This is a genomic window from Escherichia sp. TW14182, assembly GCF_000208525.1.
Classification (GTDB): Bacteria; Pseudomonadota; Gammaproteobacteria; order Enterobacterales; family Enterobacteriaceae; genus Escherichia; species Escherichia ruysiae.
The window spans coordinates 1-20,577 of sequence record NZ_AEJZ01000254.1 but is presented as its reverse complement, the minus strand read 5'-3'; the positions used below and the strand labels follow the sequence as shown (position 1 = coordinate 20,577).

Annotated in this window: 17 protein-coding genes; 9 read left to right on the top strand and 8 right to left on the bottom strand. The window is 51.7% G+C overall.

Annotated features, from left to right (window positions below):
- Positions 1 to 88: 88 nt before the first annotated feature.
- The 5 genes from cbpM to admX all read right to left on the bottom strand — a co-directional run bounded on the left by cbpM (position 89) and on the right by admX (position 4,099).
- Complete coding sequence (cbpM, locus tag EQY_RS0118955; RefSeq protein ID WP_000024502.1) at positions 89 to 394, bottom strand: chaperone modulator CbpM; 306 nt, start codon at positions 392 to 394, stop codon at positions 89 to 91.
- Complete coding sequence (gene cbpA, locus EQY_RS0118950; RefSeq protein ID WP_000420621.1) at positions 394 to 1,314, bottom strand: curved DNA-binding protein; 921 nt, start codon at positions 1,312 to 1,314, stop codon at positions 394 to 396. The genes cbpM and cbpA overlap by 1 nt, the downstream gene beginning before the upstream one ends.
- Before the next feature lie 213 nt (positions 1,315 to 1,527).
- A complete protein-coding gene (locus EQY_RS0118945) occupies positions 1,528 to 1,884 on the bottom strand; it encodes a RidA family protein (protein ID WP_024165060.1) in 357 nt (118 codons plus the stop codon).
- Entirely contained in the window at positions 1,881 to 3,134 is a 1,254-nt protein-coding gene (locus tag EQY_RS0118940) for a D-amino acid dehydrogenase (RefSeq protein ID WP_000746240.1), read from the bottom strand. Before EQY_RS0118940 ends, EQY_RS0118945 begins: the two co-directional genes overlap by 4 nt.
- Positions 3,135 to 3,184: 50 nt before the next feature.
- Complete coding sequence (gene admX / locus EQY_RS0118935) at positions 3,185 to 4,099, bottom strand: HTH-type transcriptional regulator AdmX (RefSeq protein WP_000776565.1); 915 nt, start codon at positions 4,097 to 4,099, stop codon at positions 3,185 to 3,187.
- 272 nt (positions 4,100 to 4,371) lie between these two features.
- Here admX and EQY_RS0118930 point away from each other — a divergent pair, with 272 nt between their 5' ends.
- Together EQY_RS0118930 and agp are read left to right on the top strand one after the other, a co-directional pair.
- Positions 4,372 to 5,805: a hypothetical protein gene (locus EQY_RS0118930; protein ID WP_001285185.1), complete on the top strand. Its 1,434-nt coding sequence runs from the start codon at positions 4,372 to 4,374 to the stop codon at positions 5,803 to 5,805.
- A 157-nt stretch (positions 5,806 to 5,962) separates the two neighbouring features.
- Positions 5,963 to 7,204: a bifunctional glucose-1-phosphatase/inositol phosphatase gene (agp, locus tag EQY_RS0118925; protein WP_000751742.1), complete on the top strand. Its 1,242-nt coding sequence runs from the start codon at positions 5,963 to 5,965 to the stop codon at positions 7,202 to 7,204.
- A 37-nt stretch (positions 7,205 to 7,241) separates the two neighbouring features.
- Here agp and EQY_RS0118920 read toward each other — a convergent pair whose 3' ends face one another.
- Both EQY_RS0118920 and wrbA read right to left on the bottom strand, forming a co-directional pair.
- Positions 7,242 to 7,469 (bottom strand): YccJ family protein, encoded by a 228-nt coding sequence (locus tag EQY_RS0118920; RefSeq protein ID WP_001143120.1) that lies wholly within the window; start codon positions 7,467 to 7,469, stop codon positions 7,242 to 7,244.
- 20 nt (positions 7,470 to 7,489) lie between these two features.
- The gene (gene wrbA / locus EQY_RS0118915; RefSeq protein ID WP_001151442.1) at positions 7,490 to 8,086 is read right to left on the bottom strand and encodes an NAD(P)H:quinone oxidoreductase; all 597 of its coding nucleotides are present in this window, start codon (positions 8,084 to 8,086) and stop codon (positions 7,490 to 7,492) included.
- 361 nt (positions 8,087 to 8,447) lie between these two features.
- Between wrbA and EQY_RS0118905 the strand changes: the two genes are divergently transcribed.
- Both EQY_RS0118905 and rutR read left to right on the top strand, forming a co-directional pair.
- A complete protein-coding gene (locus EQY_RS0118905) occupies positions 8,448 to 8,621 on the top strand; it encodes a con-10 family general stress protein (protein ID WP_001273661.1) in 174 nt (57 codons plus the stop codon).
- 221 nt (positions 8,622 to 8,842) lie between these two features.
- On the top strand, positions 8,843 to 9,481 hold the full coding sequence (gene rutR / locus EQY_RS0118900; protein ID WP_024212652.1) for an HTH-type transcriptional regulator RutR: 639 nt from the start codon (positions 8,843 to 8,845) through the stop codon (positions 9,479 to 9,481).
- A gap of 39 nt (positions 9,482 to 9,520) precedes the next feature.
- Here the strand turns inward: rutR and putA are convergent, their stop codons facing one another.
- Positions 9,521 to 13,483 carry a trifunctional transcriptional regulator/proline dehydrogenase/L-glutamate gamma-semialdehyde dehydrogenase gene (gene putA / locus EQY_RS0118895; protein ID WP_024212651.1) on the bottom strand — a complete coding sequence of 1,321 codons (3,963 nt, stop codon included), beginning with the start codon at positions 13,481 to 13,483 and terminating at the stop codon, positions 9,521 to 9,523.
- Positions 13,484 to 13,904: 421 nt separating this feature from the next.
- Between putA and putP the strand changes: the two genes are divergently transcribed.
- From putP to phoH, 5 genes are all read left to right on the top strand, one after another.
- Positions 13,905 to 15,413 (top strand): sodium/proline symporter PutP, encoded by a 1,509-nt coding sequence (putP, locus tag EQY_RS0118885; RefSeq protein WP_001018481.1) that lies wholly within the window; start codon positions 13,905 to 13,907, stop codon positions 15,411 to 15,413.
- 219 nt (positions 15,414 to 15,632) lie between these two features.
- Positions 15,633 to 16,463 (top strand): iron uptake transporter permease EfeU, encoded by an 831-nt coding sequence (gene efeU, locus EQY_RS0118880; RefSeq protein WP_000497943.1) that lies wholly within the window; start codon positions 15,633 to 15,635, stop codon positions 16,461 to 16,463.
- Positions 16,464 to 16,520: 57 nt separating this feature from the next.
- Entirely contained in the window at positions 16,521 to 17,648 is a 1,128-nt protein-coding gene (gene efeO, locus EQY_RS0118875; RefSeq protein ID WP_000154420.1) for an iron uptake system protein EfeO, read from the top strand.
- Positions 17,649 to 17,653: 5 nt separating this feature from the next.
- On the top strand, positions 17,654 to 18,925 hold the full coding sequence (gene efeB, locus EQY_RS0118870; protein WP_001199187.1) for an iron uptake transporter deferrochelatase/peroxidase subunit: 1,272 nt from the start codon (positions 17,654 to 17,656) through the stop codon (positions 18,923 to 18,925).
- A 643-nt stretch (positions 18,926 to 19,568) separates the two neighbouring features.
- Positions 19,569 to 20,357 (top strand): phosphate starvation-inducible protein PhoH, encoded by a 789-nt coding sequence (phoH, locus tag EQY_RS0118860; RefSeq protein WP_000533536.1) that lies wholly within the window; start codon positions 19,569 to 19,571, stop codon positions 20,355 to 20,357.
- Positions 20,358 to 20,577 lie beyond the last annotated feature (220 nt).

The following is a 20,577-nucleotide window of genomic DNA, read 5'->3' as shown; positions in this document are numbered from 1 at the left end:
TGCGGCGTGAACGCCTTATCCGGCCTACGGGAACAGTGCCCTTTGTAGGCCTGATAAGACGCGTTAAGCGTCGCATCAGGCAACAAACTCACGGATGAGCCACAAACCGGGAAAGCCGCTGGCGCAGCAGGCGGTTTTCCTGTTTCAGATGTGCAATATCATCCATTAACGTCAGCGCCACCGCGATCCCCGGCCAATCCAGCGCCAGCTCATTACGCAGCCGTACCGCGCGTTGCACCACAATGGCGGCATGGTCGTCAAATACCCAGGTTGTTTCCTGGATCTCACGCGGTTCAACCACCCCCAAACCGACAATTTCATTCAACTCCTCTTCAGAGATGCCGGTATGCAGGCAAAATTCGGTAATGGTAAAAGTCACCATAACATTAGCCATCATGCTTTCCCCCAATCTTTGCGTGGATCAAAAGACGACTGGGCGTCTGCCAGTTGCTGCCACAGCGCGGCAGTGTTTTCATCTGGTTTCGGCGGCATCACGATTTTCAGTACCGCATACAGATCGCCGGTCTGTTTTTTGCTCACCAGACCTTTGCCTTTAACGCGCAATCGTTGCCCGGCCTGGCTGCCAGGCGGGATAGTCAGCAAAATGCTTTCTTTCAGTGTTGGGACGGTGACTTTAGCACCCAGCGCCGCTTCCCACGGGCTAACCGGCACCACAATTTCCAGATCCTGACCGACAATATCAAACAGCGGATGCGGCGCAATATGAATCACCAGCCACAAATCGCCATTCGGGCCACCGTTTTCGCCCGGCGTCCCCTGGCCTTTCAGGCGGATGCGTTGACCATTGCCGACGCCCGCCGGGATCTTCACATTCAGCGTTTTCGGGATTTCCTGTTCGATCATGCCAAAGGCGTTATAAACCGGCAGGTTATAGCTGATGGTACGCTTGTGCTCAGTAAGCGTTTCTTCAAGGAATACCGCCACTTCGATTTCAATATCGTGACCACGTGTAGCGGGGCGTTGGCGGCTCTGGCGGGCATGTTGACCGAAAATTGACGAGAAGATATCGTCAAAATCTTCGGCGTTAAAACTCTGACCGTCGCCATGATGGAACTGACGGTTAAATTGCGGATCGTTGCGATGTTGCCACATCTGATCATACTCAGCGCGACGTTGCTCATCACTCAACACTTCCCACGCTTCAGCGACCTCTTTGAAGCGGGCTTCGGCATCGGGTTCTTTACTGACATCGGGATGGTATTTACGGGCCAGTCGACGATAGGCGGTCTTGATTGTCTTGAGATCGTCCGTCGGTTTCACGCCCATGATGGCGTAATAATCCTTTAATTCCATAGCGTTATCTCGCGTAAATCAATACAGACAAAGGGAAACCCCTGACAAGGTATCAGTGTTAAGTGTAGGGGAAATCAGAAAAAATCGTAGGCCAGAGACAACAACATAACTAAAAATGATATTTTCAGCCTGAATGTTGGCAGATAAAAGAGGGGACGTTTAACCTTCAGGGATGCCCCATGACGACCTTGCCAGGGGGCAGAAAATGGGGGCTTATCCCGCTTTTACCGCAGTTACCATCACTTCAACCAGAATCTCCGGGCGGGCCATCTCAGCTTGTACGGTAGCACGTGCCGGGCTATATCCTTCTGGTATCCAGCTAACCCATACGTCGTTGAAATCGGCAAAATCGCGGCTGATATCTTTTAACCATATCTGAGCGGACAAGAGATGAAATTTATCACTGTCAGCTGCCGCAAGTAATTCGTCGATTTTCTCCAGCACTTCGCGCGTTTGTTGCGCGATGGACGGGGTATTGCTCTTCGGTGTCTGACCGGAGAGAAAAACAAGATTGCCATATTCCACGCTGGCGGCAAGACGCGGTTGTGGGTTATTACGTTTGATATTCAAACTGATTGGCTCCATGTCAGTCCATCAAGTGAAATTGCAGGGTCTTCGCCCGACAGCAGAGCGCCTAACACCACGGCACTACCCGCCGCCAGCGTAAAGCCCAGACTGCCCTGACCAAGATTCATCCATAGATTTTGATACTTCGCCCGTCCTAATAGTGGCGGACCCGCAGGGGTGGATGGACGCATACCCGTCCATAATTCGGCCTCATCGATACCTTGCAGTTGCGGAAAGCTGGCCGCTACGATCTGTTTTAAAGCGCCAATGCGTTCAGAGCGCAGTTCATTACCGTCATAGCCAATATCGACCATGGCGGCGATGCGCAACCGATCACCGAGTCGGGCATAGACAATTTTATGACCATAGTCGGTGACACTGATTTGTGGTGCGATCCCCATTTTTTGTGGGAAGGGGAGCGTCAGACTGTAACCTTTCAGACCGCAGAGCGGTACGTGAGTCCCGGTTCCGGCAAGCAAATGCGTGCTGCCATTACCGGCGGCAACGACATAATCATCCGCAACCAGCGTTCCAGTGCGGGTGGTAATAGAGACAATGCGCTCACCTTTTTTATTCAACTGCAAAACTTCACAACCGGTTTGTAGCGAAAAATTCGCGCTGGCATTAAGTTTGGTAAGTAATGCCTGACAGAACTTATAGCAATCTGCCGTTTCATCGCCGGGGGAGTAAATACCACCGCACAGGGAATGACCAATATGTTTTAGTGCAGGTTCAAGATGAACACACTCTTCGCGTGATAAAGCCTGTTGAAATTGCGGATCAATGCCTTTTGCCGCTTTGGCTAAATCTTGCTGACGGCGATGAATAATCAGTTTGCCAGAACGGCGCCAGTGAAAATCATCAAGATTATCTTCCAGCAACCATGCTTCCATGACCTGACGACTTAACAGTGATAAGCGTAAAATATGGTCGCCATTGAGTTTATTTGTCCGGCTATTACAGGACATTAAAAACGCCAGCAACCAGCGCCACTGGCTAAATGACAGGCGCAAACGCATATTCAGAGGGGAGTCACTTTTCCCCATCCATTTAAGCCCCTGCATCGGTACGCCTTTATCCGCCAGAGGGGCAACGTAGCGATAGCTGAGTTGCCCGCCATTAGCGAAACTGGTGGCGACGCCTGCCTGACTGTTGCGTTCTAACAATTGCACCTGATGGCCCTGTTTTACCAGCACCCATGCTGTCGCCAGACCAATTACCCCGCCGCCAATAACTACAATGCGTTTTTTCATCACCTGAGATATCCACCGCTAATAAGTGCGTTGGGGATATGTCAAAACATTTAGGCCTGAGGAGCAATTGACTTTTTATTTTCAGGGTATAACTCAAGGTTAATGGCTCGCAGTTGCTGACGTAATTGCTGACAGAGGAAATCGACAAATTTTTGTGTAATAGGGCTAAGCGAAACATCGGCACGGCGTAGCAAACAAAGGTCAATTTTCATTGGGGGGGCGATGGGGTGAATCGTCTCTGCCGGGAGGTTATGACGGGCAGAGAAAATATCGGTAATACTGCATCCCATTCCTCGTTTTACAAATTCAGTCGCCATGTAATAGGTCTGGACATTCAGGCGTGTCGTCAAAAAATCACGTCGTTTAGCTATTGCATCAGAAAGGGAATAGGGGCCGGGAGAAATCCAGCGTTGTTGGTCAATCTTGTCTATTTCTACCGCGCCCTGTCGATAGTCCCGGTCGATATAAACCAGCGGAACTTCGGCTATCAGCGTCGTCATAATCTCCCCCTGTTGAATCGGCTGTAGCGTCAGAGCCAGATCAATCTCGCGCAGATCAAGCTTTTTAACCAACGTTTCGGTGTGCTCTGTCGTCAGTGTCATTACCAGATTCGCATTCTGCTGGTAAAACGCAGTGACTATTTCCGGCACCAGACTTAATCCCAGGCTTGGCAGACATCCCAGAGCTATTCTGGCTCGCGGATCTCGCGTCAGGTTATCGGCCAGCAGTCGCAGGTTATCGAGTTCGTGATAAATCGACTGCGCTTTTTCAAAAAGTGTGATCGCTTCGCTGGTTGGAAGAAGCTTGCCACGCACTCGCTGAAAGAGCTGAAACCCGAGTTTTTGTTCAGCGTTTTTTAACGCTTTACTGGCGGCCGGCTGGGAAATATTCAGCGATTCCGCTGCCCGGGAAAGTGTCCCGCATGTCATTACGGCATAGAAGATTTCCAGGTGGCGCAGTTTCATTAAGAGTTAACCCAGAGTTATAGACAATAGATAAAAAGTCATTTCATGGTAACACCAAGTTAACATAAATTTAATCTGTAACGCCTGTTCTGGTAACAATGCGTTATTTGCCCACCTAAAGGGGTTAATTACGAACTCAGAATAATACCTGTAGTACCCGGACAAACCCTCAGTGCATTTTGCTAACAATAATAACGAGGGGGGATATTTTCTGAGCTGTCCAAATACATCGGCTGATATTGATGGTCGATTCGATGGGGTTAAGGAGTTATATGAGTGACTCAATGCTCGCTGGTGGTTCGCTAACCAGACAAAATATCACCAAAAAGAATGTCATTATTGGTTTACTGTTGGTTGTTTTTTTACTGACAGCGTTCTGGTGTCAGGGGCGTCCAGGTAATGAACTCGGACTGCTTGGTTTTACACCGCTGGTAGCGTTAGCGGTGCTCTCGTTGATAGGCGTCGATATTGTTCTGGCGGTTATTTCATCGATTATTATTGCGATGATAATGACTTCCACCGGCTTACCTGAAATGGGCACCATGCTGGCAAAATCGACGGGATCGTTTATCGCCACAGTTGGTCTGATCATTATGCTTGGTGCCGGTGTCGGGGAAGTGGCAACACGTACCGGAGCCGCCGTTGAACTGGTCAAATTTGTGGTACATCGTATCGGGCTTTCCAGCCAGACGCGGGTCAAATTTGGCATCGTTGTCTCTTCCATTCTCATCTGTGGCGCGCTGGGCACTATGGCAGGTGGCAATGCCATTATTGTCGCGGTGATTATTCCTGTGGCGGCGGCAGTACGGCTGACGCCTCCCACGGTGGCTGCACTGATGATGACGGCGGGTTCAGTGGGATTGTTTACCGGGCCATTTACTCCCAGTACCGTGACGATTTTACAACTCGGCGGCCTGACTTATCCGCAATACCTGATGTACGTTGGGCTACCAATGAGCGCCGTGACGTTATTCGCTGGCTGGATCATGGCCGGGCGAATTCAGAAGATGACGGAAGGAAAATTACATTACGAAGTGGATCTCTCTGAGAAAACTCAGGAAGAAGAGCAGCCCGCCCGTGTTCGCCGTCGCAAGCTCAGCGCGCTGGCATTTGCCGCAACCATTATTGTTATGGCGGTTATCGGTGTAGTGATAAAAGCAGGTTTTAGTTTTGCCATTATCGTGATGTTACTGGTGGCTTTGATCACCGGACTGGTGGGAGGATTAAGCCCTGCCGGGATACTGCAGGCGCTGTATAAGGGGTGTGGCAGACTGGTGTGGATGTTTCTGCTCTACTGGCTGTATAACCCGATTCTGGAACTTATGGATAGCCTGCAGGCGTATCAGGGGTTGCTCGAATACACTCAACCTCTGTTAACCGGGATATCACCAGCATGGCTTTGCTTCTGTATTTTTGCCTTTAACATTATCGGTCATGTGCCAGGCGCCGCTGTTGCTCAGATGACCTTTACGCACAAAATATTTGGTCCGATGTTGATGGCTGCGGGAGTGCCGCCACAGGGGACAACGGCGGTATTGTTGGCCTCATCGCAAGTGGACTGGTTTGGGCCTTTCCCTTCATCGGATATGTTTGGTCAAATGGGGCTGGCACAATCAACCCATCTGAAATATATGCTTTATAACGGTTGGACCATTGTCATTGCCAATATCATTCTTTTTGCCGTGCTGTTTCAGATATTAGTTTAACGATACAAACCAGGCGATAGCGCAGCTACTGTCAGTCATCGCCTGGTGCCCTGCAAGTTTCCCGCCTCGTTATCTGCTAATTTGCGAACCGGTTCCCGGAAATAAGTCATATTTCTGTCACACTCTTTAATCATTGATAACAAAAGAGGTGTGAGGAATGAAAAAAACGCTAATCGCCGCAGCCGTGGCAGGGATGGCTTTGCTTTCTTCAAATACTCAGGCACAGGCTGTACCGGAGGGCTATCAGCTACAGCAAGTGCTTATGATGAGTCGCCATAACTTACGCGCACCGCTGGCTAATAATGGCAGTGTGCTTGAGCAGTCGACGCCGAATAAATGGCCAGAATGGGATGTTCCCGGCGGGCAGCTCACCACTAAAGGTGGCGTGCTGGAAGTGTATATGGGGCATTACATGCGTGAATGGCTGGCAGAGCAGGGGATGGTAAAGTCGGGTGAATGCCCGTCGCCGGACACCGTTTATGCCTACGCAAACAGCCTGCAACGTACCGTCGCTACCGCGCAGTTCTTTATTACCGGCGCATTCCCTGGATGTGATATTCCTGTTCATCACCAGGAAAAAATGGGCACTATGGATCCAACCTTTAACCCGGTAATCACCGATGATTCCGCCGCATTCAGTGAGCAGGCGGTGGCGGCAATGGAGAAAGAGTTCAGCAAACTACAACTGACTGACAGCTATCAGCTACTGGAAAAAATCGTTAACTATAAAGACTCTCCAGCCTGTAAAGAGAAGCAGCAATGTTCGCTGGTGGATGGCAAAAATACCTTCAGTGCGAAGTATCAACAAGAGCCGGGCGTTTCCGGGCCATTGAAAGTAGGCAACTCGCTGGTGGATGCTTTCACTTTGCAATACTACGAAGGTTTCCCGATGGATCAGGTGGCGTGGGGGGAAATTAAATCTGACCAACAGTGGAAGGTGTTGTCGAAGCTGAAAAACGGCTACCAGGACAGCTTGTTTACCTCACCGGAAGTAGCGCGCAATGTTGCGAAACCGTTGGTCAGTTATATCGACAAAGCCCTGGTCACCGATCGTGCCAGCGCACCGAAAATCACTGTGCTGGTGGGGCATGACTCTAACATCGCCTCATTGCTGACCGCGCTGGACTTTAAACCCTATCAGTTGCATGACCAGAACGAACGCACGCCAATTGGCGGCAAAATCGTTTTCCAGCGTTGGCATGACAGCAAAGCCAATCGTGATTTGATGAAAATTGAATATGTTTATCAAAGTTCGGAACAGTTGCGTAATGCCGACGCGTTAACGTTACAGGCTCCGGCTCAGCGGGTGACGCTGGAATTAAGCGGTTGCCCGATAGACGCTGATGGTTTCTGTCCAATGGATAAGTTTGATAGCGTGTTGAATGAAGCAGTGAAATAACAGAAAACTCCCCCGCGAGAAACGGGGGAGTCACTGGTTAAACGTTTTTACGTTCGATGGTCTGTTCGCCCCAAAAAAGCGAATCTTTATCGGTTTTGGCAAAGGCTTTGACTAACACTTCATCGCTACCTTCTTCCCAAATTTTTTCCGCCATTTTCTCGTCGTACCCGGCGACTTCAAAAATGGCCTCGGCTATTTCCGGCGACGTATTGCGCAGAGATGCCCATTCACCCACGTGATGAGCTTTCGCTTCTTGAGTTGGCATGCGTATCCTCCTGTTGAAGATTAGCCATTAAGTTTGACTGCCAGACCAGCAACATATTCCCCCTGGTAACGTGCGATAGACAACTCTTCCTGACTGGGCTGGCGCGAACCGTCACCGCCTGCAATGGTGGTCGCGCCATAAGGCGTTCCGCCGCGAACCTGCGAGACGTCAAATAATTCCTGTGCTGCGTAGCCAATGGGGACAATCACCATGCCGTGATGTGCAAGGGTCGTCCAGGTTGAAGTGATAGTCTGTTCCTGACCGCCGCCGGTGCCGGTCGAACTAAAGACGCTCGCCAGTTTGCCGTACAGAGCGCCGGAAGCCCACAGGCCGCCAGTCTGATCCAGGAAAGTTCGCATCTGGCCTGACATATTGCCAAAGCGGGTTGGTGTACCAAAAATAATCGCGTCGTAATCGGCCAGTTCTTGCGGGGTTGCAACGGGCGCAGTTTGCGTTTTACCGCCTGCTTTTTCGAATAATTGCGGCTGCATGGTCTCCGGTACACGCTTAACGACAACTTCTGCGCCATCGACTTTGCTTGCGCCTTCAGCGACTGCACGCGCCATCGTTTCGATATGTCCGTACATGGAATAATAAAGCACCAGAACTTTAGCCATTTCTAACCACTCCTCGTGTTATCTCTATTCCGTAGCGATTCGCTACCACTCATTTAAAGATAAGACGTCCTATTCAGAGTGCAAATTTCACAACCACTTATTTGATTTATAACAATTTTCACAAGCATGTAATTTTGTCGCAAAATGATACATTTTTATCCCATAGTGTTTTTTTAATCATAAGAGCGGCTTATGGCTGATTACCGGAAATGATATCTATTCTCGCTAAGAAGCTGTTGCAGGATATTACCAAACGCAGGCTTACCCGCGTCAGTTCACTAAGCTTAGTCCCACGTAGCGAAAATATGGCACCCGCCATACGCCGCGTTAATCCTGGGCACTATGATGACGGAGGTCAGTAATGGCAAACCATCGAGGCGGTTCCGGCAATTTTGCAGAAGACCGCGAAAGAGCATCAGAAGCAGGTAAAAAAGGTGGACAGCACAGCGGGGGGAATTTCAAAAATGACCCGCAGCGCGCATCTGAAGCAGGAAAAAAAGGGGGCAAAAGCAGTCACGGCAAAAGCAACAACTAGCCGGGCTACTCTATGACGAATGCGTTTTGTCTGACGCGCGTCAATACGCCACTGCCGCCGGTAATTCCGGCGGTTTTTCGTTCTGGTACTCTCCTTAATATCCTTACGTTAATACCTTTCTCGCTCATTCCACCATTATTCATTCGTGCCGTGAATGTTGATGGTCGAGGCATCGTGCTGATTTTGCTATCCTGTTGCCAATCTACAAGAGGGGAGAGCGCATGACGCAAGGCGCAGTGAAAACAACGGGTAAACGTTCGCGTGCAGTAAGCGCGAAGAAAAAAGCGATTCTTGGTGCGGCACTGGACACTTTTTCACAATTCGGTTTTCACGGCACAAGGCTGGAGCAGATCGCAGAGTTGTCGGGCGTGTCAAAAACCAATCTGCTGTATTATTTCCCGTCGAAAGAGGCGCTGTATATTGCCGTGCTGCGGCAGATTCTCGATATCTGGCTGGCACCGTTAAAAGCGTTTCGTGAAGATTTCGCCCCGCTGGCGGCGATCAAAGAGTACATCCGTCTGAAGCTGGAAGTCTCACGCGATTATCCGCAGGCTTCGCGCCTGTTCTGTATGGAGATGCTGGCAGGCGCGCCGCTGTTAATGGATGAACTGACGGGCGATTTGAAGGCATTAATTGATGAGAAATCGGCGCTGATTGCCGGTTGGGTCAAAAGCGGCAAACTCGCGCCGATTGATCCGCAGCATTTGATTTTTATGATTTGGGCTTCCACTCAACATTACGCCGATTTCGCCCCTCAGGTGGAGGCGGTGACAGGCGCGACGTTGCGCGATGAGGTATTTTTCAATCAAACGGTTGAAAACGTGCAGCGGATTATTATTGAGGGGATTCGACCACGTTAAAGATGCCGGAGGAGGTTGTAACATCCTCCGGCTACCTGTTTAACCGATCGTCATTAAACTGGCGTTACCGCCAGCGGCAGCGGTATTCACACTCAGCGAACGTTCGATATACAGCCGTTCCAGCAGGATATTGCTTTCGCCACGGGCAAAACCTTGCACCGAAACAATTGCGCCATCCCGCGCGGCAACGGCTTCACACAATGCGCGAAGCTGATCCGAATCACCGTGGAAGATCACCGCATCAAACGGTTGAGCGGTTATATTTTCCGCTTTCGCCAGTTGAATACGTTCGCTGACTGCCGATGGCAATGCCTTCACTAACTGACGATGCAGCGCGTCATCCGGCCACAGTACCTGGCTGCCCACCGCCAGCACGGCGGCAAGCTGAGTTAATGCATCCTGTTCATCATCGGCAATACACAACACGCGCTCACGCGGCAGCAGCGTCCAGGTGTTGCGTTCACCCGTCGGCCCCGGCAGCAATCGTTGTGTTCCTGCCTGCGCCAGCTCGCCATATTGCGTACATAACGCCTGCAATTCTGCCCGGTTTGCCGCCCATTCCCGCAGTGCATTCAGTGGCTGAGTCAATGCGGCTTTCAACTGCGCATCGACCGGATACTCTGCATCCTGACGCGCGAGCGTCACTGCCAGCGCACTTTCCGGGCGATTCGCCAGCAGACGGTAGAGATAGAGCGGACCGCCTGCTTTCGGCCCGGTACCGGACAACCCTTCGCCGCCGAACGGCTGCACACCAACCACCGCACCAACCATATTGCGATTAACATACAAATTACCGACATGCGCCGAGCCAGTGACCTGGGCAATGGTTTCATCAATACGCGTATGGACGCCGAGCGTCAGACCATAACCGGAAGCGTTAATCTGCTCGATCAGCTCCGGCAATTGATTACGGTTGTAGCGCACCACATGCAGCACCGGACCAAAGACCTCTTTTTGCAATTCGGCAAAGTCATCCAGTTCGATCAGCGTCGGAGCAACAAAAGTGCCGCTTTGCCATTCACGGGCATCTTCGCTGTTTTCCCGCACCGCCTGGAACACCGGACGGCCTTTGCTGCGCATGGTCTGAATATGACGCTCAATATTGGTTTTCGCTTCGCTATCAATTACCGGCCCGATATCGGTGGTCAGGCGACCCGGATTACCCATTCGGCACTCAGCCATTGCGCCGCGCAGCATTTTCAGCGTGTGGTCGGCAATCTCATCTTGCAGGCACAGTACACGCAGCGCCGAACAACGCTGACCTGCACTGTCGAACGCCGAAGCCAGTACATCCACGACGACCTGTTCGGTCAGTGCTGAAGAATCGACAATCATCGCGTTCATGCCGCCGGTTTCAGCAATGAGCGGAATGGGGCGACCCTGAGCGTCCAGGCGGCTGGCGATATTGCGTTGCAGTAACGTGGCGACTTCGGTTGAACCGGTAAACATCACCCCGCGCACGCGATCATCCCCCGTCAGTTGCGCACCTACGGTTTCACCCTGACCTGGCAGCAACTGCACTACGCCTGGCGGTACACCCGCTTCCAGCAAAATGGCGATCCCTTGCGCGGCAATCAGCGGCGTTTGTTCTGCTGGTTTTGCCAGTACGCTGTTACCTGCCGCCAGAGCGGCAGCGATCTGCCCGGTGAAAATCGCCAGCGGGAAGTTCCACGGGCTGATACACACCACAGGCCCTAATGGACGGTGGGTTTCGTTAGCGAAATCATCACGCACCTGTCCCGCGTAATAGTGGAGAAAATCGACGGCTTCACGCACTTCGGCGATGGCGTTACTGAAGGTTTTTCCGGCTTCACGCACCAGAATACCAATCAGTTGCTGCATCTGGCTTTCCATCAGCACGGCAGCGCGATGCAATATCGCCGCACGTTCAGCCGGAGGAGTGGCAAACCAGATTGGCGCGTTATTAACCGCATTTTCCAGTGCCTGTTCCACTTCACGCGGCGTGGCTTCACGCACATAGCCAACGATATCTTTTGGTTCTGCCGGGTTAATAACGGGCGACATTTCACCTGTCGAAACCGGCTGTTCCAGCATTGGCTGGGCCTGCCATTTTTGCAGTGCGCTGTTGAGCAGGGCAGAGGAGAGCGATGCCAGCCGGTGTTCATTAGCAAGATCTAATCCTGCCGAGTTATCGCGCCCCTGACCGTAAAGATCGCGCGGCAGGGGAATTTTCGGATGCGGTAAGCCTGTTTGCCCTTCCTGTTGCGCAATTTTTTCTACAGCCGCGACCGGATCGGCAACCAGTTCATCCAGCGGCAAAGAGGTATCAGCAATACGGTTAACAAACGAGGTGTTGGCACCATTTTCCAGCAGGCGACGCACCAGATACGCCAGCAGCGTTTCATGTGTGCCGACAGGGGCATAAATACGACACGGACGATTAAGTTTACCGTCGGCGATTTTCCCGGTGACCTGCTCATACAGTGGCTCGCCCATACCATGCAGGCACTGGAACTCGTACTGACCCGGGTAGTAGTTTTGACCCGCCAGTTGATAAATTGCCGCCAGCGTATGGGCGTTGTGCGTCGCGAACTGCGGATAAATTAAATTCGGCACCGCCAGCAGCTTTTTCGCACAGGCGAGATAAGAAACGTCGGTATACACCTTACGGGTATAAACTGGATAACCTTCAAGGCCGTCCATTTGCGCACGCTTGATTTCACTGTCCCAGTACGCGCCTTTCACCAGGCGAATCATCAGACGGCGACGGCTGCGGGTGGCGAGATCAATCAGGTAATCGATCACCAGCGGGCAGCGTTTCTGATAAGCCTGAATAACAAAACCGATGCCGTTCCAGCCTGCCAGTTCAGGCTCGAAACAGAGTTTTTCCAGCAAATCGAGGGAGATCTCCAGACGATCGGCCTCTTCGGCGTCAATGTTGATACCAATATCGTACTGACGCGCCAGCAGGGTTAATGATTTCAGACGCGGGTAAAGCTCGTCCATTACCCGGTCGTACTGGGCGCGGCTGTAGCGCGGATGCAGCGCCGACAGCTTGATTGAAATGCCCGGCCCTTCATAGATGCCACGACCGTTGGACGCTTTACCAATGGCGTGAATCGCCTGCTGATAGGACACCATATACGCCTGCGCATCTGCGGCGGTCAGCGCGGCTTCGCCGAGCATATCGTATGAGTAACGGAAACCTTTATCTTCCAGCTTGCGGGCATTGGCTAACGCTTCCGCGATGGTTTCGCCAGTGACGAACTGCTCGCCCATCAGGCGCATCGCCATATCCACACCTTTGCGGATCAGCGGTTCACCGCTCTTACCGATAATGCGGTTCAGCGAACGGGAGAGGCTGGCTTCGTTATGGGTAGAAACCAGTTTGCCGGTAAACAGCAGCCCCCAGGTGGCGGCATTTACAAACAAAGACGGGCTACGACCAATATGTGACTGCCAGTTACCGTTGCTGATTTTGTCGCGAATTAACGCGTCACGGGTGGCTTTGTCGGGAATACGCAATAACGCTTCTGCCAGACACATCAGCGCCACGCCTTCCTGCGATGACAGTGAAAACTCCTGCAATAATCCCTGAACCATGCCTGCGCGACCACTGGCGTTTTTTTGATTACGCAGTTTATCTGCCAGTTGATATGCCAGTTTGTGCGCCTGTTCCGCAACCGGCTGTGGCAGACGAGCTTGTTCCAGCAGCATAGAAACCGCTTCGGTTTCCGGGCGGCGATAGGCAGCGGTGATGGCAGCACGGGAAACTGACTGCGGCAAAATTTGCTCGGCAAAGTCGAGGAATGGCTGGTGTGGTTCCTCTGCCGGAGTCGGTGCTTCATCGCTCTCATTGGCAGCGCCAGAAAGCAGCGCAGGCAGCTCCGGCAGGGTATCGCTGTTCTCCAGTTGTTCAAGATAAGAAAAAATCGCCTGCTTAATTAACCAGTGTGGCGTGCGATCGATACGTGTCGCGGCAGACTTAATACGCTCACGCGTCGCGTCGTCCAGCTTAACCCCCATGGTGGTGGTTCCCATGCCATTACTCCTGTTGTTCTGAAAGGTGCAACTTAACGTTATTGTGAAATATCTATTATGTTGCAACTTTGTGCAACCATGTTAAATGTGACTTACGTAGCAAGCTTAAAAATGAATTAAATGTTAATAAAAGAAATCGATATGACAGGGAATAAAAAAATAACGCAGACTTTTTCTCTGCGGCAGTTAACATTTTTGACAGGTGCAACCGCAAAAAATGTGAGGGAGTGCAACCTGATGAAAAATAGTATCGCTGGGCACTAAAATTTAATGTAAATGATGTGTTAAATCGATTGTGAATAACCAACGCTTCCGGCAGGATACGGTCGCCCTGGTAAACATAAACTCTGTTACCCCGTTCCGGTGGCAGATATAACGGCAAGTTTCGACATTGCCGATAATAATTTTTTGGAGACTTTAGATGGCTATTAGCACACCGATGTTGGTGACATTTTGTGTCTATATCTTTGGCATGATATTGATTGGGTTTATCGCCTGGCGATCGACTAAAAACTTTGACGACTATATTCTGGGCGGTCGCAGCCTTGGGCCGTTTGTAACGGCGTTATCGGCGGGTGCGTCGGATATGAGCGGCTGGCTGTTAATGGGGTTGCCGGGCGCAGTCTTTCTTTCCGGGATTTCTGAAAGCTGGATCGCTATTGGCCTGACATTAGGCGCATGGATTAACTGGAAGCTGGTGGCCGGGCGGTTGCGTGTGCATACCGAATACAACAATAACGCCTTAACCTTGCCGGATTATTTCACCGGGCGCTTTGAAGATAAAAGCCGTATTTTGCGTATTATCTCCGCGCTGGTTATTTTGCTGTTCTTCACCATTTATTGCGCTTCGGGCATTGTGGCAGGCGCGCGTCTGTTTGAAAGCACCTTTGGCATGAGCTACGAAACGGCTCTGTGGGCAGGTGCAGCGGCGACCATCCTTTATACCTTTATTGGTGGGTTCCTCGCGGTGAGCTGGACCGATACCGTACAGGCCAGTCTGATGATTTTTGCCCTGATCCTGACGCCGGTTATTGTCATTATCAGCGTCGGTGGATTTGGCGACTCGCTGGAAGTGATCAAACAAAAGAGCATTGAAAACGTGGATATGCTCAAAGGGCTGAATTTTGTCGCCATTATCTCGCTGATGGGCTGGGGGCTGGGTTACTTCGGGCAGCCGCATATTCTGGCGCGTTTTATGGCGGCGGATTCTCACCACAGCATCGTCCATGCGCGTCGTATCAGTATGACCTGGATGATCCTCTGCCTCGCTGGGGCGGTGGCTGTCGGCTTCTTTGGGATTGCTTACTTTAATGATCATCCGGCGGTAGCAGGTGCGGTAAATCAGAATGCCGAGCGCGTGTTTATCGAACTGGCGCAAATTCTGTTTAACCCGTGGATTGCCGGGATCCTGCTGTCGGCGATTCTGGCTGCGGTGATGTCAACGTTAAGCTGCCAGTTGCTGGTATGTTCCAGTGCGATTACCGAAGATCTGTACAAAGCATTTCTGCGTAAACATGCCAGCCAGAAAGAGCTGGTGTGGGTAGGGCGTGTGATGGTGCTGGTGGTGGCGTTGGTGGCCATTGCGCTGGCGGCGAACCCGGAAAACCGCGTGCTGGGGCTGGTGAGCTACGCGTGGGCAGGCTTTGGCGCGGCGTTTGGTCCGGTGGTGCTGTTCTCGGTGATGTGGTCACGCATGACGCGCAACGGCGCGCTGGCGGGAATGATCATCGGTGCGCTCACGGTTATCGTCTGGAAACAGTTCGGCTGGCTGGGTCTGTACGAAATTATTCCGGGCTTTATCTTCGGCAGTATCGGGATTGTGGTGTTCAGTTTGCTGGGTAAAGCGCCGTCAGCGGCGATGCAAAAACGTTTTGCTGAAGCAGATGCGCATTATCATTCGGCGCCGCCGTCACGGTTGCAGGAAGGTTAAGGGAAGGCGTTTTACCGAAAACCCCACGTCATAATGGGAAGCAGACAGAGGGCAATCAGTGATTGCCCTCTGTGTTTTCTCTCAAAATATTTTTACATTTCCTCATCATTATCACTACATTCCGCTTGTGTTTTTCTCCGCCGTAATGATAATCGCTATCACTGCGATTTACTTTTCTTTGCATAGATTGACTCAGAAAAACGTTTAAGGGTGGGTGGCATGTTTGTTCCGTTTCTCATTATGTTGCGCGAAGGACTTGAAGCCGCGCTGATTGTCAGTTTGATTGCCAGCTATCTTAAGCGTACCCAGCGAGGCCGATGGATTGGTGTGATGTGGATTGGCGTGTTGCTTGCCGCTGCGTTGTGCCTGGGGTTGGGTATCTTCATTAATGAAACTACCGGCGAATTTCCGCAAAAAGAACAGGAACTGTTCGAAGGTATCGTGGCGGTGATCGCCGTGGTGATCCTCACCTGGATGGTTTTCTGGATGCGCAAAGTGTCGCGCAACGTCAAAGTGCAACTGGAGCAGGCGGTCGATAGCGCATTGCAGCGCGGAAATCATCACGGCTGGGCGCTGGTGATGATGGTCTTTTTTGCCGTTGCAAGGGAAGGGCTGGAGTCGGTCTTTTTCCTGCTGGCGGCATTTCAACAAGATGTCGGGATCTGGCCGCCGCTCGGCGCAATGCTTGGCCTCGCCACTGCCGTGGTGCTTGGTTTCCTGCTCTACTGGGGCGGTATTCGCCTCAATCTTGGCGCATTTTTCAAATGGACCAGCCTGTTTATTCTTTTCGTCGCCGCAGGGCTGGCAGCAGGTGCCATTCGCGCATTTCATGAAGCCGGATTATGGAACCACTTTCAGGAAATTGCCTTCGATATGAGCGCGGTGCTCTCAACTCACTCGCTGTTCGGCACGCTGATGGAAGGTATTTTTGGTTATCAGGAAGCGCCGAGCGTCAGCGAAGTCGCCGTCTGGTTTATTTATCTCATCCCGGCGCTGGTGGCGTTTGCTCTGCCGCCACGTGCAGGAACGACAGCGTCTCGCTCCGCGTAACAAATACGACGCAAACTCTTGCTTAGTTACAACATACTTTAAAGGGATAGTCTCGTCATGACCATTAACTTCCGCCGTAGCGCACTGCAATTAAGCGTGGCTGCGCTGTTCTCTTCTGCTTTTATGGCTAACGCCGCCGATATTCCGCAAGTCAAAGTGACCGTGACGGATAAGCAGTGCGAACCGATGACCATTACGGTTAACGCCGGGAAAACACAGTTCATTATTCAGAACCACAGCCAGAAGGCGCTGGAGTGGGAGATCCTCAAAGGCGTGATGGTGGTGGAAGAGCGGGAAAATATCGCCCCTGGCTTTAGCCAGAAAATGACGGCAAATTTACAGCCTGGCGAATACGATATGACCTGCGGTCTGCTGACTAACCCGAAAGGGAAGTTGATTGTCAAAGGTGAGGCAACGGCGGATGCGGCGCAAAGTGATGCGCTGTTAAGTCTTGGTGGTGCAATTACTGCATATAAAGCGTATGTCATGGCGGAAACCACACAGCTGGTGACCGACACCAAAGCCTTTACCGACGCGATTAAAGCAGGCGATATCGAAAAAGCGAAAGCACTGTATGCACCGACGCGCCAGCACTATGAGCGTATTGAACCGATCGCTGAACTGTTCTCCGATCTGGATGGCAGCATTGACGCCCGTGAGGATGATTACGAGCAAAAAGCCGCCGACCCAAAATTCACCGGTTTCCACCGTCTGGAAAAAGCCTTGTTTGGCGACAACACCACCAAAGGAATGGATCAGTACGCTGACCAGCTTTATACCGATGTGGTCGATTTGCATAAACGCATCAGTGAACTGGCTTTCCCACCTTCAAAAGTGGTCGGCGGCGCAGCGGGACTGATTGAGGAAGTGGCAGCCAGCAAAATTAGCGGTGAAGAAGATCGCTACAGCCACACCGATCTGTGGGATTTCCAGGCTAACGTTGAAGGCTCGCAGAAAATTGTCGATCTGCTGCGTCCACAACTGCAAAAAGCTAACCCGGAATTGCTGGCAAAAGTCGATGCCAACTTCAAAAAGGTCGATACCATTCTGGCGAAATACCGTACCAAAGACGGTTTTGAAACCTACGACAAATTGACCGATGCCGACCGTAACGCGCTAAAAGGCCCGATTACCGCGCTGGCGGAAGATCTGGCGCAACTTCGTGGTGTGCTGGGGCTGGACTAAGCATTATGCAGTATGAAAATGAAAACGGCGTGAATGAACCCTCGCGCCGACGTTTACTGAAAGGGATTGGTGCGCTGGCACTGGCGGGAAGTTGCCCGGTGGCTCATGCACAAAAAGCGCAAAGTGCACCGGGTACGCTTTCGCCGGATGCGCGCAATGAGAAACAGCCTTTTTATGGCGAACATCAGGCGGGGATTGTGACGCCACAGCAGGCCGCAATGATGCTGGTGGCGTTTGATGTGCTTGCCAGTGATAAAGCCGATCTTGAGCGGTTGTTTCGCTTGTTGACTCAGCGTTTTGCTTTTCTGACTCAGGGCGGAACGGCACCAGAAACGCCAAATCCGCGCCTACCGCCACTCGATTCCGGCATTCTTGGCGGCTACATTGCGCCTGATAATCTCACCATCACGTTGTCTGTTGGTTACTCGTTGTTTGATGAACGGTTTGGCCTTGCGCCGCAGATGCCGAAAAAGTTGCAGAAGATGACGCGTTTCCCCAACGACTCGCTTGATGCAGCGTTATGTCATGGTGATGTGTTGCTACAGATTTGCGCCAACACCCAGGATACGGTGATCCATGCGCTGCGCGATATCATTAAACACACGCCGGATTTGCTCAGCGTGCGCTGGAAGCGGGAAGGGTTTATTTCCGATCATGCGGCGCGAAGTAAAGGCAAAGATACGCCAATTAATTTGCTGGGCTTCAAAGACGGCACTGCTAATCCCGACAGCCATAATGCGAAGTTGATGCAAAAAGTGGTGTGGGTCACGGCAGATCAGCAGGAACCTGCCTGGACCATCGGCGGCAGCTACCAGGCGGTGCGGTTGATTCAGTTTCGGGTGGAGTTTTGGGACAGAACGCCACTGAAAGAACAGCAGACGATTTTTGGTCGTGATAAGCAAACCGGTGCTCCGCTGGGAATGCAGCACGAGCATGATGTGCCCGATTACGCCAGCGATCCTGAAGGTAAGGTGATTGCGCTGGACAGCCATATCCGGCTGGCGAATCCGCGCACGCCAGAGAGTGAGTCCAGCCTGATGTTGCGCCGTGGCTACAGTTATTCACTGGGCGTCACCAACTCCGGGCAACTGGATATGGGGCTACTGTTCGTTTGCTACCAACACGATCTGGAAAAGGGCTTTCTGACAGTACAAAAAAGACTGAATGGCGAGGCGCTGGAGGAATACGTCAAACCTATCGGTGGCGGTTATTTCTTTGCATTGCCAGGGGTGAAGGACACGAACGATTATCTCGGAAGCGCATTATTGCGGGTTTAATGTTTTTAGGCGGATAGGCGTTTACGCCGCATCCGGCATTCGTGCGCTGGTGCCTGATGCGATGCTTGCGCATCTTATCAGGCCTACAATCGGGGCCGGATCGGTAGGCAGAATAAGGCGTTCACGCCGCATCCTGCAAGCACAAGGCTCATTTTACCAGCAAACGCGAATCCTGCTGAAAGTACACAGCTTTTACCATCACTGTCATCACTCTGTCATCTTTCCAGTAGAAGCTAATGCCATCTAAATGGTGCTTTATGGTTAAATATAAGTAAATATATTGTTGCAACAAATGCGAAAGCTGTTGTACTTATTAAGTAACAGCGGTAGTTCCCGGCAGTGATAGTCAGTCACTATGGAGATCGCGGATGGTAACGTCCTGTACTGGACAATGTTTTGTTAAGCAACGCTCCACCACTCGCGGAGATTTCTCCTCCGGTAGTCATCTCGTCACTCTGTATTTTTACCCACTTCCTTTCTTTATTCGTGTTACCGACGCCTTTAACGGTGCGCGTAGCCGTTTTCGGTGTTATTTCCAAAAGCAAACTATGGCTTACAAGGAAGCCAACCCTCTGATGTTCGTGCGCATAATCGCGCTGCCAACGGCGCGTGTGATGAATACAAACAACTCAAGGTGCTCTCCATGGGAAGACAAAAAGCAGTGATCAAAGCTCGTCGCGAGGCAAAACGTGTGCTGAGACGGGATTCGCGCAGCCATAAACAGCGTGAAGAAGAATCGGTCACCTCGCTTGTGCAGATGAGCGGCGTAGAAGCCATTGGCATGGCTCGCGACAGTCGCGATACCTCGCCAATCCTCGCGCGAAATGAAGCGCAATTGCACTATCTGAAGGCTATTGAGAGTAAGCAACTGATATTCGCCACGGGCGAAGCCGGGTGTGGTAAAACCTGGATCAGTGCGGCAAAAGCGGCAGAAGCCCTGATACATAAGGATGTCGACAGGATTATCGTCACCCGTCCTGTTCTGCAAGCCGATGAAGATCTTGGCTTCTTACCTGGAGATATTGCAGAAAAGTTTGCTCCTTATTTTCGTCCGGTCTACGACGTGCTGGTTCGGCGGTTGGGCGCTTCCTTTATGCAATACTGCCTGCGGCCGGAGATAGGGAAGGTCGAAATCGCGCCGTTCGCCTATATGCGTGGACGTACATTTGAAAATGCGGTCGTCATTCTTGATGAGGCGCAGAATGTGACTGCCGCACAAATGAAAATGTTTTTAACCCGTCTGGGGGAGAACGTGACGGTTATTGTTAACGGAGATATTACACAGTGCGATTTACCTCGCGGTGTGCGCTCCGGCTTAAGTGACGCGCTGGAACGTTTCGAAGAAGATGAAATGGTCGGGATTGTCCGATTCGGTAAAGAGGATTGCGTGCGTTCGGCACTTTGCCAACGTACGCTACATGCCTATAGTTGAGAGTTTTAATGGTACAAAGCCCTGGCGTGGAGTGCACCCCAAAAGTTGGACACCCAACTGAGTAAGGTGCAGTCCACTCACTGCGTTCGCGGACTGTCGCCAGTTGTCGAACCCCTGTCGGGGCTTCTCATCCCCCCGGTGCGTGCAATATGCGAAAAAAAAGCCCGTACTTACGTACGGGCTCTTCTTAAAATATGGCGGTGAGGGGGGGATTCGAACC

Excerpts from the sequence above, each read along its gene's own strand:
- putP (WP_001018481.1), top strand. The coding sequence starts at position 13,905 with ATGGCTATTAGCACACCGATGTTGGTGACATTTTGTGTCTATATCTTT.
- EQY_RS0118930 (WP_001285185.1), top strand. The coding sequence starts at position 4,372 with ATGAGTGACTCAATGCTCGCTGGTGGTTCGCTAACCAGACAAAATATC.
- efeU (WP_000497943.1), top strand. The coding sequence starts at position 15,633 with ATGTTTGTTCCGTTTCTCATTATGTTGCGCGAAGGACTTGAAGCCGCG.
- efeB (WP_001199187.1), top strand. The coding sequence starts at position 17,654 with ATGCAGTATGAAAATGAAAACGGCGTGAATGAACCCTCGCGCCGACGT.
- EQY_RS0118940 (WP_000746240.1), bottom strand. The coding sequence starts at position 3,134 with ATGAAAAAACGCATTGTAGTTATTGGCGGCGGGGTAATTGGTCTGGCG.
- wrbA (WP_001151442.1), bottom strand. The coding sequence starts at position 8,086 with ATGGCTAAAGTTCTGGTGCTTTATTATTCCATGTACGGACATATCGAA.
- putA (WP_024212651.1), bottom strand. The coding sequence starts at position 13,483 with ATGGGAACCACCACCATGGGGGTTAAGCTGGACGACGCGACGCGTGAG.
- EQY_RS0118905 (WP_001273661.1), top strand. The coding sequence starts at position 8,448 with ATGGCAAACCATCGAGGCGGTTCCGGCAATTTTGCAGAAGACCGCGAA.
- cbpA (WP_000420621.1), bottom strand. The coding sequence starts at position 1,314 with ATGGAATTAAAGGATTATTACGCCATCATGGGCGTGAAACCGACGGAC.
- EQY_RS0118920 (WP_001143120.1), bottom strand. The coding sequence starts at position 7,469 with ATGCCAACTCAAGAAGCGAAAGCTCATCACGTGGGTGAATGGGCATCT.
- efeO (WP_000154420.1), top strand. The coding sequence starts at position 16,521 with ATGACCATTAACTTCCGCCGTAGCGCACTGCAATTAAGCGTGGCTGCG.
- admX (WP_000776565.1), bottom strand. The coding sequence starts at position 4,099 with ATGAAACTGCGCCACCTGGAAATCTTCTATGCCGTAATGACATGCGGG.
- rutR (WP_024212652.1), top strand. The coding sequence starts at position 8,843 with ATGACGCAAGGCGCAGTGAAAACAACGGGTAAACGTTCGCGTGCAGTA.
- agp (WP_000751742.1), top strand. The coding sequence starts at position 5,963 with ATGAAAAAAACGCTAATCGCCGCAGCCGTGGCAGGGATGGCTTTGCTT.
- cbpM (WP_000024502.1), bottom strand. The coding sequence starts at position 394 with ATGGCTAATGTTATGGTGACTTTTACCATTACCGAATTTTGCCTGCAT.
- phoH (WP_000533536.1), top strand. The coding sequence starts at position 19,569 with ATGGGAAGACAAAAAGCAGTGATCAAAGCTCGTCGCGAGGCAAAACGT.